19 protein-coding genes and 1 tRNA gene are annotated in these 19,599 nt (G+C 68.2%); 12 read left to right on the forward strand and 8 right to left on the reverse strand.

Going from position 1 to position 19,599, the window contains the following annotated elements:
- The first annotated feature begins 5 nt into the window (after nt 1-5).
- The 4 genes from ACG00Y_RS14200 to ACG00Y_RS14215 are packed head-to-tail and all read left to right on the forward strand — an operon-like array spanning nt 6 to nt 5,158.
- Nucleotides 6-2,384, forward strand: a complete 2,379-nt coding sequence (locus ACG00Y_RS14200; protein WP_394479857.1) for a DNA translocase FtsK — start codon at nt 6-8, stop codon at nt 2,382-2,384.
- Nucleotides 2,381-2,986: an outer membrane lipoprotein periplasmic chaperone LolA gene (gene lolA, locus ACG00Y_RS14205; protein ID WP_394479859.1), complete on the forward strand. Its 606-nt coding sequence runs from the start codon at nt 2,381-2,383 to the stop codon at nt 2,984-2,986. The genes ACG00Y_RS14200 and lolA overlap by 4 nt, the downstream gene beginning before the upstream one ends.
- A complete protein-coding gene (locus ACG00Y_RS14210; RefSeq protein ID WP_394479860.1) occupies nt 2,983-4,281 on the forward strand; it encodes a replication-associated recombination protein A in 1,299 nt (432 codons plus the stop codon). Before lolA ends, ACG00Y_RS14210 begins: the two co-directional genes overlap by 4 nt.
- The gene (locus ACG00Y_RS14215) at nt 4,259-5,158 is read left to right on the forward strand and encodes an amino acid ABC transporter substrate-binding protein (protein WP_394479862.1); all 900 of its coding nucleotides are present in this window, start codon (nt 4,259-4,261) and stop codon (nt 5,156-5,158) included. Before ACG00Y_RS14210 ends, ACG00Y_RS14215 begins: the two co-directional genes overlap by 23 nt.
- On the opposite strand, the gene ACG00Y_RS14220 is transcribed toward ACG00Y_RS14215, so the two are convergent.
- Entirely contained in the window at nt 5,159-6,499 is a 1,341-nt protein-coding gene (locus ACG00Y_RS14220) for a sigma-54-dependent transcriptional regulator (protein WP_394479864.1), read from the reverse strand.
- Nucleotides 6,492-8,318 carry a sensor histidine kinase gene (locus tag ACG00Y_RS14225; protein ID WP_394479866.1) on the reverse strand — a complete coding sequence of 609 codons (1,827 nt, stop codon included), beginning with the start codon at nt 8,316-8,318 and terminating at the stop codon, nt 6,492-6,494. The genes ACG00Y_RS14220 and ACG00Y_RS14225 overlap by 8 nt, the downstream gene beginning before the upstream one ends.
- 300 nt (nt 8,319-8,618) lie before the next feature.
- Between ACG00Y_RS14225 and ACG00Y_RS14230 the strand changes: the two genes are divergently transcribed.
- The 4 genes from ACG00Y_RS14230 to ACG00Y_RS14245 are packed head-to-tail and all read left to right on the forward strand — an operon-like array spanning nt 8,619 to nt 12,166.
- Nucleotides 8,619-9,542 (forward strand): branched-chain amino acid ABC transporter permease, encoded by a 924-nt coding sequence (locus ACG00Y_RS14230; RefSeq protein ID WP_394479868.1) that lies wholly within the window; start codon nt 8,619-8,621, stop codon nt 9,540-9,542.
- A 13-nt stretch (nt 9,543-9,555) separates the two neighbouring features.
- Entirely contained in the window at nt 9,556-10,641 is a 1,086-nt protein-coding gene (locus ACG00Y_RS14235) for a branched-chain amino acid ABC transporter permease (RefSeq protein WP_394479870.1), read from the forward strand.
- An 11-nt stretch (nt 10,642-10,652) separates the two neighbouring features.
- A complete protein-coding gene (locus ACG00Y_RS14240; RefSeq protein WP_394479872.1) occupies nt 10,653-11,438 on the forward strand; it encodes an ABC transporter ATP-binding protein in 786 nt (261 codons plus the stop codon).
- A gap of 14 nt (nt 11,439-11,452) precedes the next feature.
- A complete protein-coding gene (locus tag ACG00Y_RS14245) occupies nt 11,453-12,166 on the forward strand; it encodes an ABC transporter ATP-binding protein (RefSeq protein WP_394479874.1) in 714 nt (237 codons plus the stop codon).
- Between the two features lie 34 nt (nt 12,167-12,200).
- On the opposite strand, the gene ACG00Y_RS14250 is transcribed toward ACG00Y_RS14245, so the two are convergent.
- The 3 genes from ACG00Y_RS14250 to ACG00Y_RS14260 all read right to left on the reverse strand — a co-directional run bounded on the left by ACG00Y_RS14250 (nt 12,201) and on the right by ACG00Y_RS14260 (nt 15,089).
- Entirely contained in the window at nt 12,201-13,256 is a 1,056-nt protein-coding gene (locus ACG00Y_RS14250) for a Leu/Phe/Val dehydrogenase (protein WP_394479876.1), read from the reverse strand.
- A gap of 85 nt (nt 13,257-13,341) precedes the next feature.
- Nucleotides 13,342-14,070, reverse strand: a complete 729-nt coding sequence (locus ACG00Y_RS14255; RefSeq protein WP_394479878.1) for a 2OG-Fe dioxygenase family protein — start codon at nt 14,068-14,070, stop codon at nt 13,342-13,344.
- Nucleotides 14,070-15,089: a CDP-6-deoxy-delta-3,4-glucoseen reductase gene (locus ACG00Y_RS14260; protein ID WP_394479880.1), complete on the reverse strand. Its 1,020-nt coding sequence runs from the start codon at nt 15,087-15,089 to the stop codon at nt 14,070-14,072. Before ACG00Y_RS14260 ends, ACG00Y_RS14255 begins: the two co-directional genes overlap by 1 nt.
- 69 nt (nt 15,090-15,158) lie before the next feature.
- On the opposite strand from ACG00Y_RS14260, the gene ACG00Y_RS14265 reads away from it, so the two are divergent.
- Nucleotides 15,159-16,019: an SDR family oxidoreductase gene (locus ACG00Y_RS14265; protein ID WP_394479882.1), complete on the forward strand. Its 861-nt coding sequence runs from the start codon at nt 15,159-15,161 to the stop codon at nt 16,017-16,019.
- Here the strand turns inward: ACG00Y_RS14265 and ACG00Y_RS14270 are convergent.
- Together ACG00Y_RS14270 and ACG00Y_RS14275 are read right to left on the reverse strand one after the other, a co-directional pair.
- Nucleotides 16,016-16,594 (reverse strand): rhomboid family intramembrane serine protease, encoded by a 579-nt coding sequence (locus ACG00Y_RS14270; protein ID WP_394479883.1) that lies wholly within the window; start codon nt 16,592-16,594, stop codon nt 16,016-16,018. The genes ACG00Y_RS14265 and ACG00Y_RS14270 overlap by 4 nt on opposite strands.
- Before the next feature lie 93 nt (nt 16,595-16,687).
- Nucleotides 16,688-16,772 (reverse strand) — tRNA-Leu (locus ACG00Y_RS14275).
- 93 nt (nt 16,773-16,865) lie between these two features.
- Between ACG00Y_RS14275 and cysM the strand changes: the two genes are divergently transcribed.
- From cysM to ACG00Y_RS14290, 3 genes are read left to right on the forward strand one after another with little or no spacing between them, the layout of a single operon-like run.
- Complete coding sequence (gene cysM / locus ACG00Y_RS14280; RefSeq protein WP_394479885.1) at nt 16,866-17,762, forward strand: cysteine synthase CysM; 897 nt, start codon at nt 16,866-16,868, stop codon at nt 17,760-17,762.
- A complete protein-coding gene (locus ACG00Y_RS14285) occupies nt 17,759-18,292 on the forward strand; it encodes an NUDIX domain-containing protein (protein WP_394479887.1) in 534 nt (177 codons plus the stop codon). The genes cysM and ACG00Y_RS14285 overlap by 4 nt, the downstream gene beginning before the upstream one ends.
- Before the next feature lie 4 nt (nt 18,293-18,296).
- On the forward strand, nt 18,297-18,524 hold the full coding sequence (locus ACG00Y_RS14290; protein WP_394479889.1) for a sulfurtransferase TusA family protein: 228 nt from the start codon (nt 18,297-18,299) through the stop codon (nt 18,522-18,524).
- 159 nt (nt 18,525-18,683) lie between these two features.
- Here ACG00Y_RS14290 and galU read toward each other — a convergent pair whose 3' ends face one another.
- Entirely contained in the window at nt 18,684-19,577 is an 894-nt protein-coding gene (galU, locus tag ACG00Y_RS14295; RefSeq protein ID WP_394479891.1) for a UTP--glucose-1-phosphate uridylyltransferase GalU, read from the reverse strand.
- Nucleotides 19,578-19,599: the final 22 nt, after the last annotated feature.

Consider the following 19,599-nt stretch of genomic DNA (forward strand, 5'->3'; position numbering starts at 1 on the left):
CGGGGATGAGTTTTCCCCTCGGTTCCCTGCTGGGTGGCGACGACGCCGCCAGCGAGCCCGCCGCCCCAGCCAAACCCACGCGCCGCCAGGCGCCCAAGCCCACCGTCGCGCCGCCATCGGCAGCAACGCGGCTGCTGCGAACACCGCTGTGGCTGGCCCTGACGGCGCTGCTGCTCGCGCTGCTCGTGCTGGCGCTCGCCACGCATGACGTGCGCGACGCCGCCTTCAGCACCAGCGGGCAACGTGACCTGGTCGGCAACCGCGTCGGCAGCTTCGGCGCCTGGGTGTCCGACGGCCTGCTCTTCCTGTTCGGCTTCTCGGCCTGGTGGCTACCGCTGCTGGCCGTGCGGGCCTGGTTGCGCGGCCTGGCCGGGCTGCTGCGGCATGACACGCTGGCGCCAGTGCGCTGGAGCCGACGCCTGCGCTGGTGGACCGGCGTGCTGCTGCTGATCTGCGCGAGCTGCGCGCTGGAATGGAGCCGTCTCTACGCCGTCGAGCCACGCCTGCCGGGCCATGCGGGCGGCCTCATCGGCTACACACTCGGCCCAATGGGCATGAAGGGCCTGGGCTTTGCCGGCTCGGGCGTCGTGTGGATCGTGCTGCTGCTGACCGGCTTGTCCTGGGCGTTCCGCTTCTCCTGGGGGCATGTGGCCGAGCGCATTGGCGAGCGCATCGAGCAGTTCCGCGAGCAATACCTGGAAAAGCGCGAGATCAAGGCGGACCAGAGGTTTGGCGAGCAGGCCGTGAAGGCGCGCGAGCAGGAGGTCGAGGTCGAGCGCCAGATCGAGCGACAGGTCGAGGCCGACCACGCGCCGCTGGTCATCGAGGCGCCGGTCGTCGAGGTGCCGCAGTCCACGCGCGTGGCCAAGGAGCGCCAGCAGACGCTGTTCGTCGATGCTGGCGACGCCAAGCTGCCGCAGGTCGACCTGCTGGATGCAGCACCCGGCCGCCAGGAAACGGTGACGCCGGAGTCGCTGGAGATGACCAGCCGCCTCATCGAGAAGAAGCTGCGCGATTTCGGCGTCGAGGTCCACGTCGTCGCCGCGTCGCCGGGCCCGGTCATCACGCGCTACGAAATCGAGCCGGCCACGGGCGTGAAGGGCTCGCAGATCGTCGGCCTGGCCAAGGACCTGGCGCGCTCACTGAGCCTGGTGTCCATACGCGTCGTCGAAACGATTCCGGGCAAGAACTACATGGCGCTGGAGCTGCCCAATGCGCGCCGCCAGACCATTCGGCTCTCCGAGATCCTCGGCTCGCAGATCTACGCTGACGCCGCATCCCAGCTGACCATGGGCCTGGGCAAGGACATCGTCGGCCTGCCCATCGTGGCGGACCTGGCCAAGATGCCGCACTGCCTGGTGGCGGGCACGACCGGCTCGGGCAAGTCGGTGGGCATCAACGCGATGATCCTCAGCCTGCTCTACAAGGCCGAGGCGCGCGACGTGCGGCTCATCCTCATCGACCCGAAGATGCTGGAAATGAGCGTCTACGAGGGCATCCCGCACCTGCTGGCGCCGGTCGTCACCGACATGAAGCAGGCCAGCAACGCGCTGAACTGGTGTGTCGGCGAGATGGAGCGGCGCTACAAGCTCATGTCCAAGATGGGCGTGCGCAACCTGGCTGGCTACAACAAGAAGATCGACGAGGCCAAGGCCAACGGCATCAGCATCCCCAACCCGTTCGCCTTGAACAACGACGAGCCGGAACCGCTAGAGCGCCTGCCCTTCATCGTCGTCGTCATCGACGAGCTGGCCGACCTGATGATGGTGGTCGGCAAGAAGATCGAGGAGCTGATCGCTCGCCTGGCGCAGAAGGCGCGCGCGGCGGGCATCCACCTGATCCTGGCCACGCAGCGGCCGTCGGTGGACGTCATCACCGGGCTCATCAAGGCCAACATCCCGACGCGCCTGTCCTTCCAGGTCAGCTCCAAGATCGACAGCCGCACCATCCTCGACCAGATGGGCGCCGAGGCGCTGCTGGGCATGGGCGACATGCTCTACATGCCGTCCGGCACCGGTCTGCCGATCCGTGTTCACGGCGCCTTTGTCAGCGACGACGAGGTCCACCGCGTTGTGGAGTACATCAAGTCCCAGGGTGAACCGAACTACATCGAAGGCATTCTTGAAGGCGGTGTGCTGGACGGCATCGATGGCGAAGCGCCCGCACCGGGCGAAGCCGCCGGTGAAGCCGACCCGATGTACGACCAGGCAGTTGCCATCGTCCTACAGCATCGCAAGGCGTCGATCTCGCTCGTGCAGCGCCATCTGCGCATAGGCTACAACCGCGCCGCGCGGCTGCTGGAGCAGATGGAGAACTCGGGGCTTGTCGGTGCGCTGGCTTCCAATGGCAGCCGTGAATTGATTGTTCCGAAACGAGACGAATGAAGAAACTTCTGTTGTCACTGACGCTTCTGGTCGCTGGTGTCGCCCATGCTGACGCCGTCGATGCACTGCGCGACTTTGCCCGTGACGTGAAGAGCGGCAAGGCCAACTTCACGCAGACGGTCACATCGCCCGATGGCAAGCGCAAGAAGGTGTCGTCGGGCAGCTTCGAGTTCCAGCGGCCCAACCAGTTCCGCTTTGCCTACGCCAAGCCCTTCGAGCAGGTCATCGTGGCGGACGGCCAGAAGGTCTGGATCTATGACGCCGACCTCAACCAGGCCAGTTCGCGCAAGCTGGCCGACGCGCTGGGCGCCACGCCGGCTTCGCTGCTGGCCGGCACCAACCTTGAACGCGACTTCACGCTGAAGGCGCAGCCCAGCGAGGGCGGCATCGACTGGGTGCTGGCGACGCCCAAACAGGCAGAGTCGACGATCCAGTCGCTCAAGCTCGGCTTCAAGGCCAAGGAACTGGCGGCGATGGAGATCGTCGACGGCTTCGGCCAGCGCTCGCGGCTGGACTTCAGCGCGGTGCAGGCCAATGTGCCGGTCGCCGCCGAGCGCTTCCAGTTCAAGCTGCCGGCTGGGGCTGATCTGATCGAGCAATGACGGGTCTGTTCGACGCCGAGCCGCCTGCCCAGCCGCTGGCTGAACGGCTGCGGCCGAAGACGCTGGACGAGGTCATCGGCCAGCGCCACCTGCTCGGCCCCGGCATGCCGTTGCGCGCGTCGTTCGAGGCTGGGCGGCTGCAGAGCATGATCCTGTGGGGCCCGCCGGGTGTCGGCAAGACGACGCTCGCGCGCCTCGTGGCCGGCGCGTTTGACGCGCAGTTCATTGCCATCTCGGCCGTGCTGGGCGGCGTCAAGGACATCCGCGAGGCGGTCGACCGCGCGCAGATCGCGGCGCAGCAGGGCCGGCGCACGGTGCTGTTCGTCGACGAGGTGCATCGCTTCAACAAGGCCCAGCAGGACGCCTTCCTGCCGCACGTCGAATCGGGCCTGTTCACCTTCATCGGCGCGACGACCGAGAACCCGAGCTTCGAGGTCAACTCGGCCTTGCTGTCGCGCGCGCAGGTGCAGGTGCTCAAGAGCCTGGACGCTGAAGAGCTGCAGCAACTTGTCGAGCGGGGTGCGGCCGAACTTGGCATCGCGCCACCCTCGAAGCCCGCTGCCGACCGCCTCATCGGCTATGCCGATGGCGATGCGCGCCGACTGCTCAACGCGCTCGAATCCGCCGCAGCGCTCGCCAATGGCCAGCTCATCGACGAAGCCCTGCTGGAGCGCACGCTGGGCGAGCAGTTGCGCCGTTATGACAAGGGCGGCGACCAGTTCTACGACGTCATCTCCGCTCTCCACAAGTCCGTGCGCGGCAGCCACCCGGACGGCGCGCTGTACTGGTTCGCACGCATGCTGGACGGCGGCGTGGACGCCCGCTACATCTCGCGCCGCCTGATCCGCATGGCCAGCGAGGACATCGGCCTGGCCGACCCGCGCGCGCTGCGCATCACGCTGGACGCCGCCGAGACCTATGAGCGGCTGGGATCGCCGGAGGGTGAGCTGGCGTTGGCCGAGGCGGTCGTGTACCTCGCCATCGCGCCCAAGTCCAACGCCGTCTACAAGGCCTTCAATGCGGTCAAGGCTTTCATCAAGCAGGACCAGTCCCGCCCCGTGCCCGTGCACCTGCGCAACGCGCCCACCAAGCTCATGAAGGAGCTGGGCTACGGCAAGGCCTACCGTTACGCGCATGACGAGCCCAACGGCTACGCGGCCGGCGAGCAATACCTGCCCGACGGGCTCGAAGACCAGCGCTGGTACGAGCCGGTGCCGCGCGGCCTAGAGACGCGCATCGCGGACAAGCTGGCCGAGCTGCGCCGGCTGGACGATGAAGCGGCTGCTGGCGGCTAGCGCGGCGTTGCTGCTGGGCTTCGCTGCCCACGCGGCCGACGGCCCGACGCTGACCCGCGTGCGCGACACCGGCGTCATCGTCATCGGCTACCGGCCGGCCTCGCTGCCGTTCTCCTACCTGGACGCCCAGCTGCGCCCCACCGGCTACACGGTGGAGCTGTGCGAGCGCATCGTCGCCGCCGTGCGCAGCAAGTTGCAGCTGCCCGACCTGGAGGTGCGGCGCGTCGAAGTGGCCTCGGCCACGCGCATGCCGCTGGTCATCAACGGCACGCTGGACCTGGAATGCGGCATCACCACGCACACCGCCGAGCGTGCCCGGCAGCAGGCCTTTTCGCTGACCATCTTCATCGCCGAGACGCGCTTGATGACACGCGGCGGCGAGCGAGTGGGAGGCCTGGCCGACCTGCGCGGCCAGACGGTGGCGTCCACCATCGGCACGACCAGCATCCAGCACCTGGCCAAGGTCAACGAGCAGCAACGCTTGAGCATCCGCATCCTCGGCGGGCTGGATGATCCGGAGGGCTTCCAGATGCTGCGCAGCGGCCGTGCTGCGGCTTTCCTGATGGACGACGTGCTGCTGCGCGCGCTGCTGGCCCAGCAGGGCCCGGGTGCCGATGACTACCGCATCTCCGACCAGGCGCTCACCGTCGAGCCCTATGCCATCGGCTTGCGCAAGGGTGACCCGCAGTTCAAGGCACTGGTGGACGAGGTGCTGGCTGGGCTCTACCGCAGCGGCGAGATTCATGCGATCTATCGCCGCTGGTTCGAGTCGCCGCTGCCGGCGTCGGGGCTGAACCTGAAGCTGCCGATGAGTGCGGCTTTTCGCCGCGTCATCGCGCAGCCGACCGACTCGCCGGACCCCGAGCGTTATCGTTGATCAGCGGAAGTCATCCAGCACGATGCCGTGCCGGTTCAGCTTGTCGTAAAGCGTCTTCCGCGGCGTGCCCAGCAGTTCCATCGCCGCCGGCACCTTGCCTTGCGTGCGTCGCAGCGCCTGCTCGATCAGCGTCTTCTCGATCAGGTCCATCTGCCGCGCCAGGTTGAGCATGGGCGCGGCCTGCAGCGCGGCCTGCGGATCGAGGTCGTCCAGCGCCAGCACGAAGCGGTCGGCGGCGTTGCGGATCTCGCGCACATTGCCCGGCCAGTCGTGGGCCATCAGCTCGCGCAGCTTGTCCGGCGTCAGCTCGGGTGACGCGCGCTCGTAGCGGACGCAGGCCTGGGCGACGAAGTGCTCGAACAGCAGCGGGATGTCCTCGCGGCGCTCGCGCAGCGGCGGCAGCTTGAGCGTGGCGATGTTGAGGCGGTAGTAGAGGTCGTTGCGGAACTCGTTGCGCTGGGCCTGCTCGCGCAGGTCCGACTTGCTGGCCGCGATGAAGCGCACGTTGATGGGCAACTCCTCGTTGGAGCCCAGCCGCTCGATGCGCCGCTCCTGCAGCACGCGCAGCAGTTTGATCTGCAGTGCGATGGGCATGGTCTCGATCTCGTCCAGCAGCAGCGTGCCGCCGTTGGCATGCTCGATCTTGCCGATGCGCCGCTTGGCCGCCGACGTGAACGAGCCGGCTTCATGGCCGAACAGCTCGCTCTCGAACAGCGCCTCGGGCAGGCCGCCGCAGTTGATGGCGACGAAGTGACGGTCGCGCCGCGCGCTCTGGTCGTGCAGGCAGCGGGCCACCAGCTCCTTGCCGGTGCCGGTCTCGCCGACGATCAACACATCGGCCGACGTACCGGCGAGGTTCAGCACCTGGCGGCGCAACTGCTGCATGCCAGGCGACTGGCCCAGCAACGCCGCCTCGATGCCGCTGGCGCTCTGCAGCTGGGCGCGCAGCTCGTCGGCCGAGTGGCGCAGCGTGCGCAGGTCCAGCGCGCGGCGGGCGACGTCGATCAGGCGTTCGGGCGCAAAGGGCTTCTCGATGAAGTCGTAGGCGCCGGCGCGCATGGACTGCACGGCCATGGCCACGTCGCCGTGGGCGGTGATGAGGATGGTGGGGATGCTGGAGTCGGTCGCCTGCACATGTGCCAGCAGCGCGCGGCCGTCCATGCCGGGCAGGCGCACGTCGGTGATGAGGATGACGGGCGCACCGGGCTGCAGATGGGGCAGGGCCTCCTCGGCGCTGCGGCAGGGCAGGACGGTGAAGCCTTCCAGCTCCAGCGTCTGCGTGAGGCTGACGCGCACGGGCATGTCGTCCTCGACGAACACGACCTTGTAGCCTTCAAACATCTGCTTGCTCCCAGGTTTCGACGTCGAGGTCGAACTCAAAACTCATGCCTTGCGGCAAACGTTCGGCGCGCAGCCGGCCGCCGAACTCATCCACGATCTTTGCCGAAATGACGAGGCCCAGCCCCAGCCCTTCACCGGCCGGCTTGGTCGTGAAGAAGGGCTCGAAGAGGTGTTGCAGCTGCTCGTCGCTGACGCCCGCACCGCTGTCCTGCACCTTGATCTGCACACGCCGCCCCGCGTCCAGCGACTGGGCCTGCACGCGCAGCTGGCGCTCGGGCTCGCCCTGCATCGCATCGATGGCGTTGCCGAACAGGTTGACCAGCACCTGCTCCAGCCGGTTGGCCTCGGCCCGCACCCGCAGGCCAGTGGGCAGGTCGACTAGCGCCTGGACATCGAGCGCGCGGCTGCGGTGCTCCAGCAGCAGCAGCGCGTTGCGCACGCAGGCCAGCAGAGGCGCGCTGCCCGCCACCTGCTCGTCGGCCTTGCGCGCGAAGCTCTTCAGCTGGCGGGTGATCTGGCTCATGCGCTCGACCATGTCGTCCATGAGCCGCAGGTTGGTGGTCACGGCATCCTGCCGGCCACTCTCCAGCAGCCGGATGGAGTTGCGCGCCAGCGCACGCAAGGCGGTGAGCGGCTGGTTGACCTCGTGCGACAGCCCGGCCGACATCTGCCCCAGCACGGCCAGCTTGCTGGCCTGCAGCAGCTCGCCCTCGGTCTGCAGGCGCTGGGCGATCTGCGTCTTCAGTGCCTCGTTGGTCTGGCGCAGCTCGGCCGTGCGGCTGTCCACCAACTGCTCCAGTTGCGCGTGGGCCTGGCGCAGGTCGGTCTGGGCCTGGGTCAGCTGGCGCAGCGCACGGCGGCGTGACGACAGGTAGAGGACGAGCAGGCCGATGCTGGCGCCGAACGCCGCGCCGCCCCAGGCCGCCAACTGGGCGCGGCGGCGCACTTCGGTCAGGTCCGACAGAGCCACCAGGCGCAGCCCCAGCGGCACGATCTGTCGCTGCTGGGCCAGCATGGGCTTGGCGCCCGGGAAGGGCAGCAGCACCTGCTGGCCCTGGTGTGCCTCCAGGGACGCAGGCAACTCCAGATCCGCGCCAATCGCCTGCGGGTAGCGCGCGCTGGCTTGCAAGGCCTGGCGGCGCGACGGGTCGGCATGGCCCAGCACGGTGTACTTCCAGGCCTGCACCGAACTCATGATGACCACGTCCTGGTCGTCGGCCACGAGGATGCGTTCGCCCTGCGTGCGCGCGCCCAGGTCCACCCAGGTCGCCTCCAGCGGCGCCAGGTTGAAGCGCACGACGATCACCCCCGATTGGCGCAGCGGGTACAGCAGATAGAAGTCCGTGCTGCCGGTGTTGGCATCGGCGGCGAAGAAGTGCGTCCTGCCCTGGGCCAGCGCCTCGGCCAGGCGGGCCGGGGCGCTCAACGCCTCGCTGGCGGTCAAGACCTGACCCTGCGGGTTGGTGACAAAGATCTGGTGCGTGCCGGCGCGCACGTTGACGCGGGCCAGCATCTGGCTGGCGGCGCGGCGGGCCTCGGCGTCGTCGGGGGTCTGCAGCAGCGCCTGCAGCGTGGGCGCGATGGCCAGCAGGCTGGGCAGGGAGGCGTGCCGTCCCAGCTCGGCGGCGAGGTTGGAGGCGTACAGCTCCAGCCGCTCGGTGCTGAGCGCCGACAACTCCTCGCGGCCGCTGCGTTCACTCAGGCGGTGCGCGAGCACGAAACCGAGCACCATCAGTGCACCGGTCAGGAAGAGATGAAAGCCCGGCCGGCTCAGCAACCGGATGAGGCGCAATGCGCGCGGGCGAAGGGCGTCGGACACGGGCGCTAGTTTGCCCACGCCCGGCCGGCCGCTGCAGCGCTCGCGATGGTTTTTTCGGGCCTGGCGGAGAACCGCCTGCGACGCGTGCGGTTTGTGCGGATTTCCGCCCACAAAATGCCGGCCGACACTCGTGAAATCAGACCTTGACCACCGCCGTGGGACGGATCAAACGGCAGGCTGTTTCAACCCGTCGGTGAATACCCTTGAAACGCCGCCCCGTGCCCGGTTTTGGCACGAGGGTTGCGATTTGTCCATGTCGCTTGGCGCATGCTGCGCCCAACAAATCAACAGGGGCCCTCCATGGAGACTCTCGTTCAACAGATCATCAACGGCCTGGTGCTGGGGAGCATGTACGCCCTCGTCGCACTCGGCTACACGATGGTCTACGGCATCATCAACCTCATCAACTTCGCGCACGGCGAGATCCTGATGGTGGGCGCCATGGTCAGCTGGACGCTGGTCACGCTGCTGGCGGATTCCGGCATGCCGGGCTGGCTGCTGATGCTGGTCGGCCTGTCGGCGGCCATCGTCATCTGCGCGGCGCTGAACTACGCGGTCGAGAAGATCGCCTACCGGCCGCTGCGCAACGCGCCGCGCCTGGCGCCGCTGATCACGGCCATGGGCATGTCGCTGCTGCTGCAGGTGCTGGCGATGATCATCTGGAAGCCGAACCCCAAGCCCTTCCCGCTGCTGCTGCCCACCGACCCGATCAACCTGGGCGGCCCGGTCATCACGGTCACGCAGTGCCTGATCCTGGGCCTGACGGTCTGCATCCTGGCGGCGCTGATGTACCTCGTGAACTTCACCCGCCTGGGCCGCGCGATGCGCGCCACCGCCGAGAACCCACGCGTGGCCGGGCTGATGGGCGTGAAGCCCGACTTCATCATCTCCACGACCTTCGTCATCGGCGCGGCATTGGCCGCCGTGGCCGGCCTGATGTGGGCGGCCAACTACGGCACCGTGCAGCACACGATGGGCTTCATGCCCGGGCTCAAGGCCTTCACGGCGGCCGTGCTGGGCGGCATCGGCAACCTCGCGGGTGCCGTGGTGGGCGGCGTGCTGCTCGGGCTGATCGAGTCCATCGGCGCCGGCTACCTGGGCGAGCTGACCGGCGGCGTGCTGGGCAGCCACTACGCCGACATCTTCGCCTTCGTCGCCCTCATCCTCGTGCTGACGCTGCGGCCTTCGGGCCTGCTGGGCGAGCGTGTGGCCGACCGCGCCTGAAGGGAGTCAAGACATGGAAACCAAGAAGCTCATCACCTTCCTGCTCGCCGCCGTCGGCCTGCTCGTCGTGCCGCTGTTCGCACAGCAGTTCGGCAACGGCCCGGTGCGCATCATCGACCTGGCCCTGCTCTACGTGCTGCTGGCCCTCGGCCTGAACATCGTCGTTGGCTATGCCGGCCTGCTGGACCTCGGCTACGTGGCCTTCTACGCCGTCGGCTCCTACATGTTCGCGCTGATGGCCAGCCCGCATCTGAGCGACAACTTCGAGGCCTTCAAGGCCGCGTTCCCGGAGGGCCTGCACTCGCCGATCTGGCTGGTCATCCCCTTGGCGGCCGGCGTCGCGGCGCTGTTCGGCGTCATGCTGGGCGCGCCGACGCTGAAGCTGCGCGGCGACTACCTCGCCATCGTCACGCTGGGCTTCGGCGAAATCATCCGCGTCTTCCTGAACAACCTGGAGCACCCGGTCAACGTGACCAACGGCCCGCGCGGCATCGGCCAGATCGACTCCTTCCACATCTTCGGCATCAACCTCGGCAAGTCCTGGGAGGTGTTCGGCTTCACGCTGCCGTCGGTGACGCTGTACTACTACCTGTTCCTGCTGCTGGTCGTCGTCAGCGTCGTCATCTGCTATCGGCTGGAGCAGTCGCGCATCGGCCGCGCCTGGATGGCCATCCGCGAGGACGAGATCGCCGCCAAGGCCATGGGCATCAACACCCGCAACCTGAAGCTGCTGGCCTTCGGCATGGGCGCCACCTTCGGCGGCGTGGCCGGCGCGATGTTCGCGAGCTTCCAGGGCTTCGTGTCGCCCGAGTCCTTCAGCCTGCAGGAGTCGATCATGATCGTCGCGATGGTCGTGCTGGGCGGCATCGGCCACATCCCCGGCGTCATCCTCGGCGCGCTGATGCTGGCGGCCCTGCCCGAGGTGCTGCGCTATGTGGCGGGCGACATCCAGAGCATGACCGGCGGCCGCATCGATGCGTCCATCCTGCGCCAGTTGCTGGTGGCCCTGGCCATGATCACCATCATGCTGGTGCGCCCGCGCGGCCTGTGGCCCGCGCCGGAGCATGGCAAGGCAGCCCCCGTGCCTGCCGCGAAGTGAGGGAGACGCCCATGAGCACCCACGACAACATCGTCCTCAACGTCAGCGGCGCATCCAAGCGCTTCGGCGGCGTGCAAGCCCTGTCCGACGTCGGCATCCAGATCCAGCGCGGCCAGGTCTACGGCCTGATCGGCCCCAACGGCGCCGGCAAGACAACCTTCTTCAACGTCATCACCGGCCTGTACACGCCCGACGGCGGCAGCTTCTCGCTGGGCGGCACGCCCTACACGCCGCAGGCGGTGCACCAGGTCGCCAAGGCCGGCATCGCGCGCACCTTCCAGAACATCCGGCTGTTCGCCGACATGACGGCGCTGGAGAACGTCATGGTGGGCCGGCACGTCCGCACCAAGTCCGGCCTGATCGGCGCGGTTTTGCGCACGCCCAAGTTCAAGGCCGAGGAGGCCGCGATCAAGGCGCGCGCCCAGGAGCTGCTGGACTATGTCGGCATCGGCGACTACGCGGAGTTCAAGGCGCGCACGCTGAGCTACGGCGACCAGCGGCGCCTGGAGATTGCCCGGGCGCTGGCCACCGACCCGCAGCTCATCGCGCTGGACGAGCCCGCTGCCGGCATGAACGCGACCGAGAAGGTCGTGCTGCGCGAGCTGATCGACCGCATCCGCAACGACGGCCGCACCATCCTGCTCATCGAGCATGACGTGAAGCTGGTCATGGGCCTGTGCGACCGCGTCACGGTGCTGGACTACGGCAAGCAGATCGCCGAGGGTACGCCCTACGACGTGCAGCGCAACGAGAAGGTGATCGAGGCCTACCTCGGCGCCGGCCACAAGAACCATTGAGCGGGACGAAAGACATGGCACAAACCCTTCTCAAGGTCAGCGATCTCAAGGTCGCCTACGGCGGCATCCAGGCCGTCAAGGGCGTCAGCTTCGAGGTGCGCGAAGGTGAGCTGGTGTCGCTGATCGGCGCCAACGGCGCCGGCAAGACGACGACGATGAAGGCCATCACCGGCCTGCAGCCGATTGCCGCCGGCAGCGTGGAGTACCTCGGCAAGGCCATCAAGGGCCAGGGCGCCTGGGACCTGGCCAAGCAAGGCCTGGTGATGGTGCCCGAGGGCCGCGGCACCTTCACGCGCATGACCATCATCGAGAACCTGCAGATGGGCGCCTACAACCGCAAGGATGGCGAGATCCAGGCGGACATGGAAAAGGTATTTGGCCTGTTCCCGCGCCTGAAAGAGCGCGCCAAGCAACTGGCCGGCACGATGTCCGGCGGCGAGCAGCAGATGCTGGCCATGGGCCGCGCGCTGATGGCCCGGCCCAAAGTGCTGCTGCTGGACGAGCCGTCCATGGGCCTGTCACCCATCATGGTCGACAAGATCTTCGAGGTCGTGAACGACATCCACCAGCAGGGCGTGACCGTGCTGCTCGTCGAGCAGAACGCCAGCCGCGCGCTGCAACTGGCCAATCGCGGCTATGTGATGGAGTCGGGCGAGGTGACGATGACCGGCGAGGGCAGTGCGCTGCTGAACGACCCGAAGGTTCGCGCGGCCTACCTCGGCGAGTGAATGAAAAACGCCCGGTACTGCCGGGCGTTTTGTCTTATGGCTGGTGCACGAGTTTGCTGCGCGCCCAGTCATCGGCCACGCGGGCCGGCGTCGAGTCGGCCGCCTGTACGCGCAGCAGCAGTTCCTCGACACGCTCGGCGATGCGGCTGACCTCGGCCATCACGGCGGCCTCCTCGCCTTCGCCGCGGTACTCGCGGGCCACGCTGATGATGCCGCCGGCATTCACCAGGTAGTCGGGCAGGTAGCAGATGCCGCGCCGCTGCAGCGCATCGCCATCGGCGGGCGTGGCGAGCTGGTTGTTCGCCGCACCGGCGATCAGCTTGGCGCGCAAGGTCGGCACGGTCTGCTCGTTCAGCGACGCGCCCAGCGCGCAGGGCGCCAGCACGTCGACCTCGGCGGCCAGGATGTCGGCGACGCCGACGGCGACCGCACCGAACTGTGCGACCGCGCGCTCGACCTTGGCCGCGTCCACATCGGCCACGACGAGCTTGGCGCCAGCGGCATGCAGGAACTCGGCCAGATGCCAGCCCACCGCGCCCAGGCCTTGCAGCGCGACGCGCACGCCTTCAAGGGACGTGCGGCCCAGCACGAGGCGGGCGCCGGCCTGGATGGCCACGAACACGCCCCAGGCCGTCTTGGGGCTGGGGTCGCCACCGAAGGCGCCGTCGCGAGGGATGCCGCTGACGAAGGGCGTGACGGCTTGCAGGCCGCGCATGTCGGCAGTCGTTGTCCCGACGTCCTCGGCGGTGATGTAGGCACCGCCCAGCGACTGCACGGCGCGGCCGAAGGCGGCGAACAGGGCGGGGCGGTCGAAGGCGCCGGGCGGCTTCAGGATGACGGCCTTGCCGCCGCCGAAGGGCAGGTCGGCCAGCGCATTCTTAAGGCTCATGCCTTGCGACAGGCGCAGCGCGTCGTTCAGCGCGGCGGCGTCGGAGTCGTAGTGCCAGAGGCGGCAGCCGCCGAAGGCGGGGCCGCGTGCGGTGCTGTGCAGGGCGACGATGGCCTTGAGGCCGGTGGCCGGGTCGGCGGCGAGCAGCACGCGCTCGTGGGCAGGCTGTTCGGGCAGGCCGAAGAGGGAGGTCGTGGTCATGACATTCGGCGCTTGGTAAGCGCGGCAGTGAAAGAGGAACGGCCACGCTTTTGGCGCGGCCGTCGTCAGTGTAGGCGGCGGGGTGTCAGGGCCCCTGGAAACCGCCGCTTCGCAAAGTGATGACCAAGGTGTCGCGCCAGCCTCGCTCGCCCGCCGCCAGCGGCTGGATGGGCGTCGTCTCGTGGATGACGCGGGCGTCGTCCAGCAGCAGCGTCGTCCAGGGTTCGGTCATCGTGAAGCGCTGGCCCGCCGGGCCGGCGGCGTCGAACACGCGTGACTCGCCGCCCTTGATGCCCTGGCGGCCGACCAGCAGCACGGCGACCAGGTCGACGCCATCGCGGTGGGCGCCCTCGGGTGTCGGCCGGCCGATGCCGTCGCTGGTGTCGATCCGAAACGGGTGGGCTTCGATGAACCAGGGTTGCTCGCCGCGCAGCGCGGAGGCCGTCTTCGCCAGGCCCAGCAGCAGCGCGGTCCACGCGGGTGAAGTGACCATCTCCTGCGCCAGCGGCACAAACCAGCGCTGGATGCCGCCATGCAGCGCGTTGTAGTCCAGCGGCTGCCAGTGGGCACGGTGGGGCATCAGCGTCAGCGTGTCGCCGTCGGCGACGAAGCAGCCGTGGCGGCGGAAGCGGTAGCGGCCGCCGTCGCGCAGATAGCCGTCGGGTGGCAGGTCGTCCCAGCAGGGCTTGAGGGCGTCGAGGTCTGAAGCAGACACACCGAGTGCGCCAAGCATCGCCGGAGCAAGCACGGCCTCGCCATCCCGTTTCAGCGAGCCGATCAGGTCGGCTGGATCAGTCCACGGCGGCTCGAACATCAGTGCTTGTCCGCCTCGGAGGTGAACGCATCGGCGTAGAACTCGCCGTCCGGCAACTGGCACTGCGCGACGAAGTCCTTGTGCGCCGAGTCCACCACGATGGGCGCGCCGCAGGCATACACCTGATGGCCCGACAGGTCGGGCAGGTCCTGCATGACGGCACGGTGGACAAAGCCCGTGCGGCCCGTCCAGCCCTCGTCAGGCTCCGACAGCACCGGCACGTAGGTCAGCTCGGGCCAGTCGGCGGCCAGTTGCGCCACCCAGTCATGCAGGTAGAGATCGGCCTGCTTGCGTGCGCCCCAGTACAGCGTCATCGGCCGCTTGGACCCGATGTGGCGCGCCCTCTCGATGATGGCCTTGATGGGTGCAAAGCCCGTGCCGCTGGCCAGCAGCACGATGGGTTTCTCGCTGTCCTCGCGCAGGAAGAAGCTGCCGAACGGCCCCTCCATGCGCAGGATGTCCTTCTCCTTGAGCGCGCCGAAGACATGGTCGGTGAACTTGCCGCCGGGCATGTGGCGGATGTGCAGCTCGATCTGGCCGGGTAGCGAATGCGGCGCATTGGCCATCGAGTAGCTGCGGCGCGAGCCGTCGCGCAGGATGAACTCGACGTACTGGCCGGCGCGGAACTGGAAGTTCTGGTTGGCGGCGAGCTGCATCGTCAGCACGGCCACGTCGGGTGCGGGGCGCAGCATCGCGGCCACGCGCGTCGGCAGCTTCAGCACCGGGAACTCGCCGGCGCCCGGCACCGTGCGGGCCTCGATGGTGCAGTCGGTCTGCGGCCGCGCGCAGCAGGTCAGCACGAAGCCCGCAGCTTCCTCCTCGGCCGACAGCGCCTTGGACTGGTGGTTGCCGTGGATGACGGCGCCTTCGAGCAGCTTGCTCTTGCAGGAGCCGCACGCGCCGTCCTTGCAGCCATAGGGCAGGCCCACGCCATTGCGGATGGCGGCGGCAAGCAGGGTGTCGTCGCCTTTGGTCATGTAGACGCGGCCGGCGGGCTGGATGGTGATCTGGTGACTCATGGGCTCAAAAAGCAAGCGGCCCCGCTGAGAAGTCCGGGGCCGTAGACTGCGCCGCATTTTGCCCGAGGCATGAAGACCCGACTCTTGATCATTGGTTGTGGCGACGTGGGCCTGCGCGTGCTCAAGGCGCTGGCCGGCCGCTGGCGCGTGTTCGCGCTGACCTCCAGCCCGGCGCGTGCCGACGCATTGCGGGCCGCCGGCGCCGTGCCGCTGGTCGGCAATCTCGACGAGCCCGCCACGCTGGCGCGGCTGGCGGGGCTGGCTGACCTCGTGCTGCATCTGGCGCCACCGGCTCGCGATGGCGACACCGACCAACGCACGCGCAACCTGCTCGCCGCGCTGGCGCGCAGGCCGCCGCAGGCCCTGGTCTACGGCAGCACCACCGGCGTCTACGGCGACTGCGGCGGTGCCTTCATCGACGAGACGCGCGCGCTGAACCCCGCCACCGACCGCGCCCGCCGCCGTGTCGATGCCGAGGCGCAGCTGCGCACCTTCGGGCTGCGGCATGGCGTGCGCGTGAGCCTGCTGCGCATCCCGGGCATCTACGCGCGCGACCGTGAAGGCGGCCATCCGCGCGAGCGGTTGGCGCGCTGCACCCCGGTGCTGCGGCGGGAGGACGATGTCTTCACCAACCATATCCATGCCGACGACCTGGCCCGTGCCTGCGTGCTGGCGTTGCTGCGCGGTCTGTCGCAGCGGGCGGTGAACGTCTGCGACGACAGCCAGCTGCTGATGGGCGACTACTTCGACCTGGCGGCCGATCTTGCCGGCCTGCCGCGCCCCGAGCGCATCACGCGCGCCGAGGCGGCCGAGCGCATGGGCGCCATGCAGCTGAGCTTCTGGAGCGAGTCACGCCGGCTGCGCAATATGCGGCTCAAGCGCGAACTGCGCCTGGCGCTGCGCTACCCCACGCCGCGCGAAGGGCTTTAGCGGCGGCGCGAAGAGCGCCAGTGGCGGATCAGCAGCCACGCGCCCAGCATGCCGCCAAGATGGGCGAAGTGGGCAATACCGCTGGCGCGGCCGAAGCCGAGCACCAGCTCCAGGCCGCCGAAGATCGCGACGAAGTACTTGGCCTTCATCGGGATGGGCGGGATCAGCGGCACGATGATGCGGTTGGGGAACAGCATGCCGAAGGACAGCAGCAGCCCGAAGATCGCGCCCGAAGCGCCCACCGTTGGCGCTTGCGTGCCGATGGCCCAGGTGAAGGCCAGTTGCACCAGCGCGGCGGTCAGCGTGCTGGCGACGAGGATATGCGTGTAGCGCTTGGGCCCCCAGACCCGCTCCAGTTCACCGCCGAACATCCACAGGCCCAGCATGTTGAACAGCAGGTGCATGAAGTCACCATGCAGGAAGGCGTAGGTCAGCAACTGCCAGGGCAGGAAGGCGCCGGACGTCAGCGGCCAGAGTTCAAACCAGAACGCTAGGCCGGGAAAAAGCTGGAAGAAGCAGAAGACACCGACGCAAGCCAGCAGGAAGGCTTTGGTGACCGTGGGCAGAGGCGGCATGAGTCTCGGCTGCGCGCCCGGTGAGGGCGCCTGCACCGGGGAGGCCGGTGCTTACCGTTTTGAGTATGCCAGGGGAAATAAAGCCGTTTCTTCTGGTGCCCGGGGCCGGACTCGAACCGGCACACCTTGCGGCGGGGGATTTTGAGTCCCCTGCGTCTACCGATTTCGCCACCCGGGCCCGTCGGAAACTGCTGCTCGCATGGCTGCGAGAGGGGCGGATTATGCACTCGCAAAGGCATGGCCTGGGTTCCCGCTGCCACAATCGTCGGCCATGAGCTATCCGACCCTCGAAGACGTCATCGGCGCGACGCCGCTGGTGCGCCTGCAACGCCTGCCGGGCCGCGATGCGCGCGGCAATGTGATCCTCGCCAAGCTGGAGGGCAACAACCCGGCTGGCTCGGTGAAGGACCGCCCGGCCATCAGCATGATCAAGCGCGCCGAGGAGCGCGGCGACATCAAGCCGGGCGACACGCTGATCGAGGCGACCTCGGGCAACACCGGCATCGCGCTGGCCATGGCCGCAGCCATCCGCGGCTACCGCATGGTGCTGATCATGCCGGAGGACTTGTCGATCGAGCGCGCGCAGACGATGAAGGCATTCGGTGCCGAACTGGTGCTGACGCCCAAGACCGGCGGCATGGAGTACGCGCGCGACCTGGCCGAGCAGATGGACCGCGAGGGACGGGGCCGCGTGCTGGACCAGTTCGCCAATGCCGATAACCCGCGCGCCCATTACGAGACCACCGGCCCCGAGCTGTGGAAGGACACGGGCGGGCGCATCACCCACTTCGTCAGCGCCATGGGCACGACGGGCACCATCACCGGCGTGTCGCGCTTCCTGAAGGAGCAGAACCCGGCCGTGCGCATCATCGGCGCGCAGCCGGCCGAGGGCTCGCGCATCCCCGGCATCCGCAAATGGCCCGAGGCCTATCTGCCCAAAATCTATGACCCGACGGGCGTGGATGAACTGGTGCTGGTGAGCCAGAGCGACGCCGAGGACATGGCGCGGCGGCTGGCGGCGGAGGAGGGCTTGTTCGCCGGCATCTCGGCGGCGGGCGCCTGCTGGGTGGCGCTGCAGATCGCGCGCCAGGTGGAGAACGCGACCATCGCCTTCATCGTCTGCGATCGCGGCGACCGCTATCTGTCGACGGGCGTGTTCCCCGCATGACTGTTTTCAGGTTCTGCCCGGTTTGCGCCAGCGAACTGGCGCTGATCACGCAGGCCGAGGACGGCGGCGACAAGGAGCGCCTGCGTTGCCCCGCCTGTGGCTTCACGCACTGGAACAACCCGACGCCGGTGCTGGCGGCCGTCATCGAGTGCACGGACCGTGAGGGTCAGGTATTGCTGGCGAGAAATGCCGCTTGGCCGGGACGCTTCTTCGGCCTCATCACCGGGTTCATGGAGGCCGGCGAGACGCCCGAGGACGGCATCCGGCGCGAGATCGCTGAGGAAACCTCACTTGAGGTGGATTCCTTGAGCCTGCTCGGCGTCTGGGACTTCCAGCGCATGAACCAGATCATCATTGCCTACCACGCGGCCGCGCATGGCGAGATCAAGCTGTCGCCGGAACTGGCCGAGTACAAGCTGATCGCACCCGAGAAAGTGCGCTGCTGGCCTCAGGGCACGGGCCAGGCCCTGGCGACCTGGCTGCGGACCAAAGGCATCGAGCCGCAATGGCTGGACCTCAAGAGAGAATGACGACATGGACGTCCAACGCGAGATCGACACCCGGGGCCTGAACTGCCCCCTGCCCATCCTGAAGGCCAAGAAGGCGCTGGCCGACATGCTCAGCGGCGAGCTGCTGCGCGTCGTCGCCACGGACCCGAGTTCAATGCGCGACTTCCAGGCCTTTGCGCGTCAGACGGGCAATGAACTCGTGCAGCAGGAGACTGCCGGCACCGAGTTCATTCACGTCTTGCGGCGCCGTTAGGGCGCGCTGAACGGGTCCCCGCGAGTGCGAGCGGCCTGGCTGCGGGATGCAGCGCAAGGCGCAAAGCACAGCCATAGCACGCTATGGCGAGCATTTGCAACGCGGCGATGCGCCGGCAGACAGGATGCGCGCGCCGCGAGGGGCCTGTTTAGCGTTCCCTTAGATCGGCAGAGCTTTAAGGAATTCCTTGAAGCCCGGGCCCAGCTGCGGGTGGGCCAGGGCCAGTTCCACGTTGGCCTGCAGGAAACCTTCCTTGCTGCCGCAGTCGTAGCGCTTGCCTTCGTAGCGGTAGGCAAACACCTTCTCGCGGCGCAGCAGCCCCGCGATGCCGTCGGTCAGCTGGATCTCGCCACCCACGCCGCGCTGCTGGTTGGCGATCTCGTGGAAGACGCCCGGCGTCAGGATGTAGCGGCCGGCCACGCCCAGGCGTGAGGGCGCGTCTTCGGGGGCGGGCTTCTCGACGATGCGGGTCACGTCCATCAGGTTGTCGTTGACCTGCGTGCCGGCGACGATGCCGTAGCGGCGCGTGTGCTCGGCCGGCACTTCCTGCACGGCGAGGATGGAGGCGCGCCAGTCGGCGTACTGCTCCACCATCTGCTTCAGGATGCCGCGACCCGGCGCGGGGCCGACCATCAGGTCATCGGCCAGCAGCACGGCAAAGGCCTCGTTGCCGACCAGGCGCTGGCCGCACAGCACGGCGTGGCCGAGCCCGAGGGCCTGGGCCTGGCGCACATAGATGCACTGCATGTCATCGGGTTTGACACTGCGCACCACGTCCAGCAGTTCCTGCTTGCCAGAGTTTTCCAGCGCGACTTCCAGCTCGAAGGTCATGTCGAAATGGTCTTCGATGGGGCGCTTGTGGCGGCCGGTCACGAAGATCATCTCGCGCACGCCCGCCTCGTAGGCTTCCTCGACCGCGTACTGGATCAGCGGCTTGTCGACAACCGGCAGCATTTCCTTGGGCTGCGCCTTCGTGGCCGGCAGAAATCGCGTGCCGAGACCGGCGACCGGAAAGATGGCTTTGGTGATCGGCGATTTGGGCGAAGAGGCCATGGGTACACTGGTTGCAAGGGGG

The organism is Pelomonas parva (genome assembly GCF_043555835.1).
Taxonomy (GTDB): domain Bacteria; phylum Pseudomonadota; class Gammaproteobacteria; order Burkholderiales; family Burkholderiaceae_C; genus Pelomonas; species Pelomonas parva.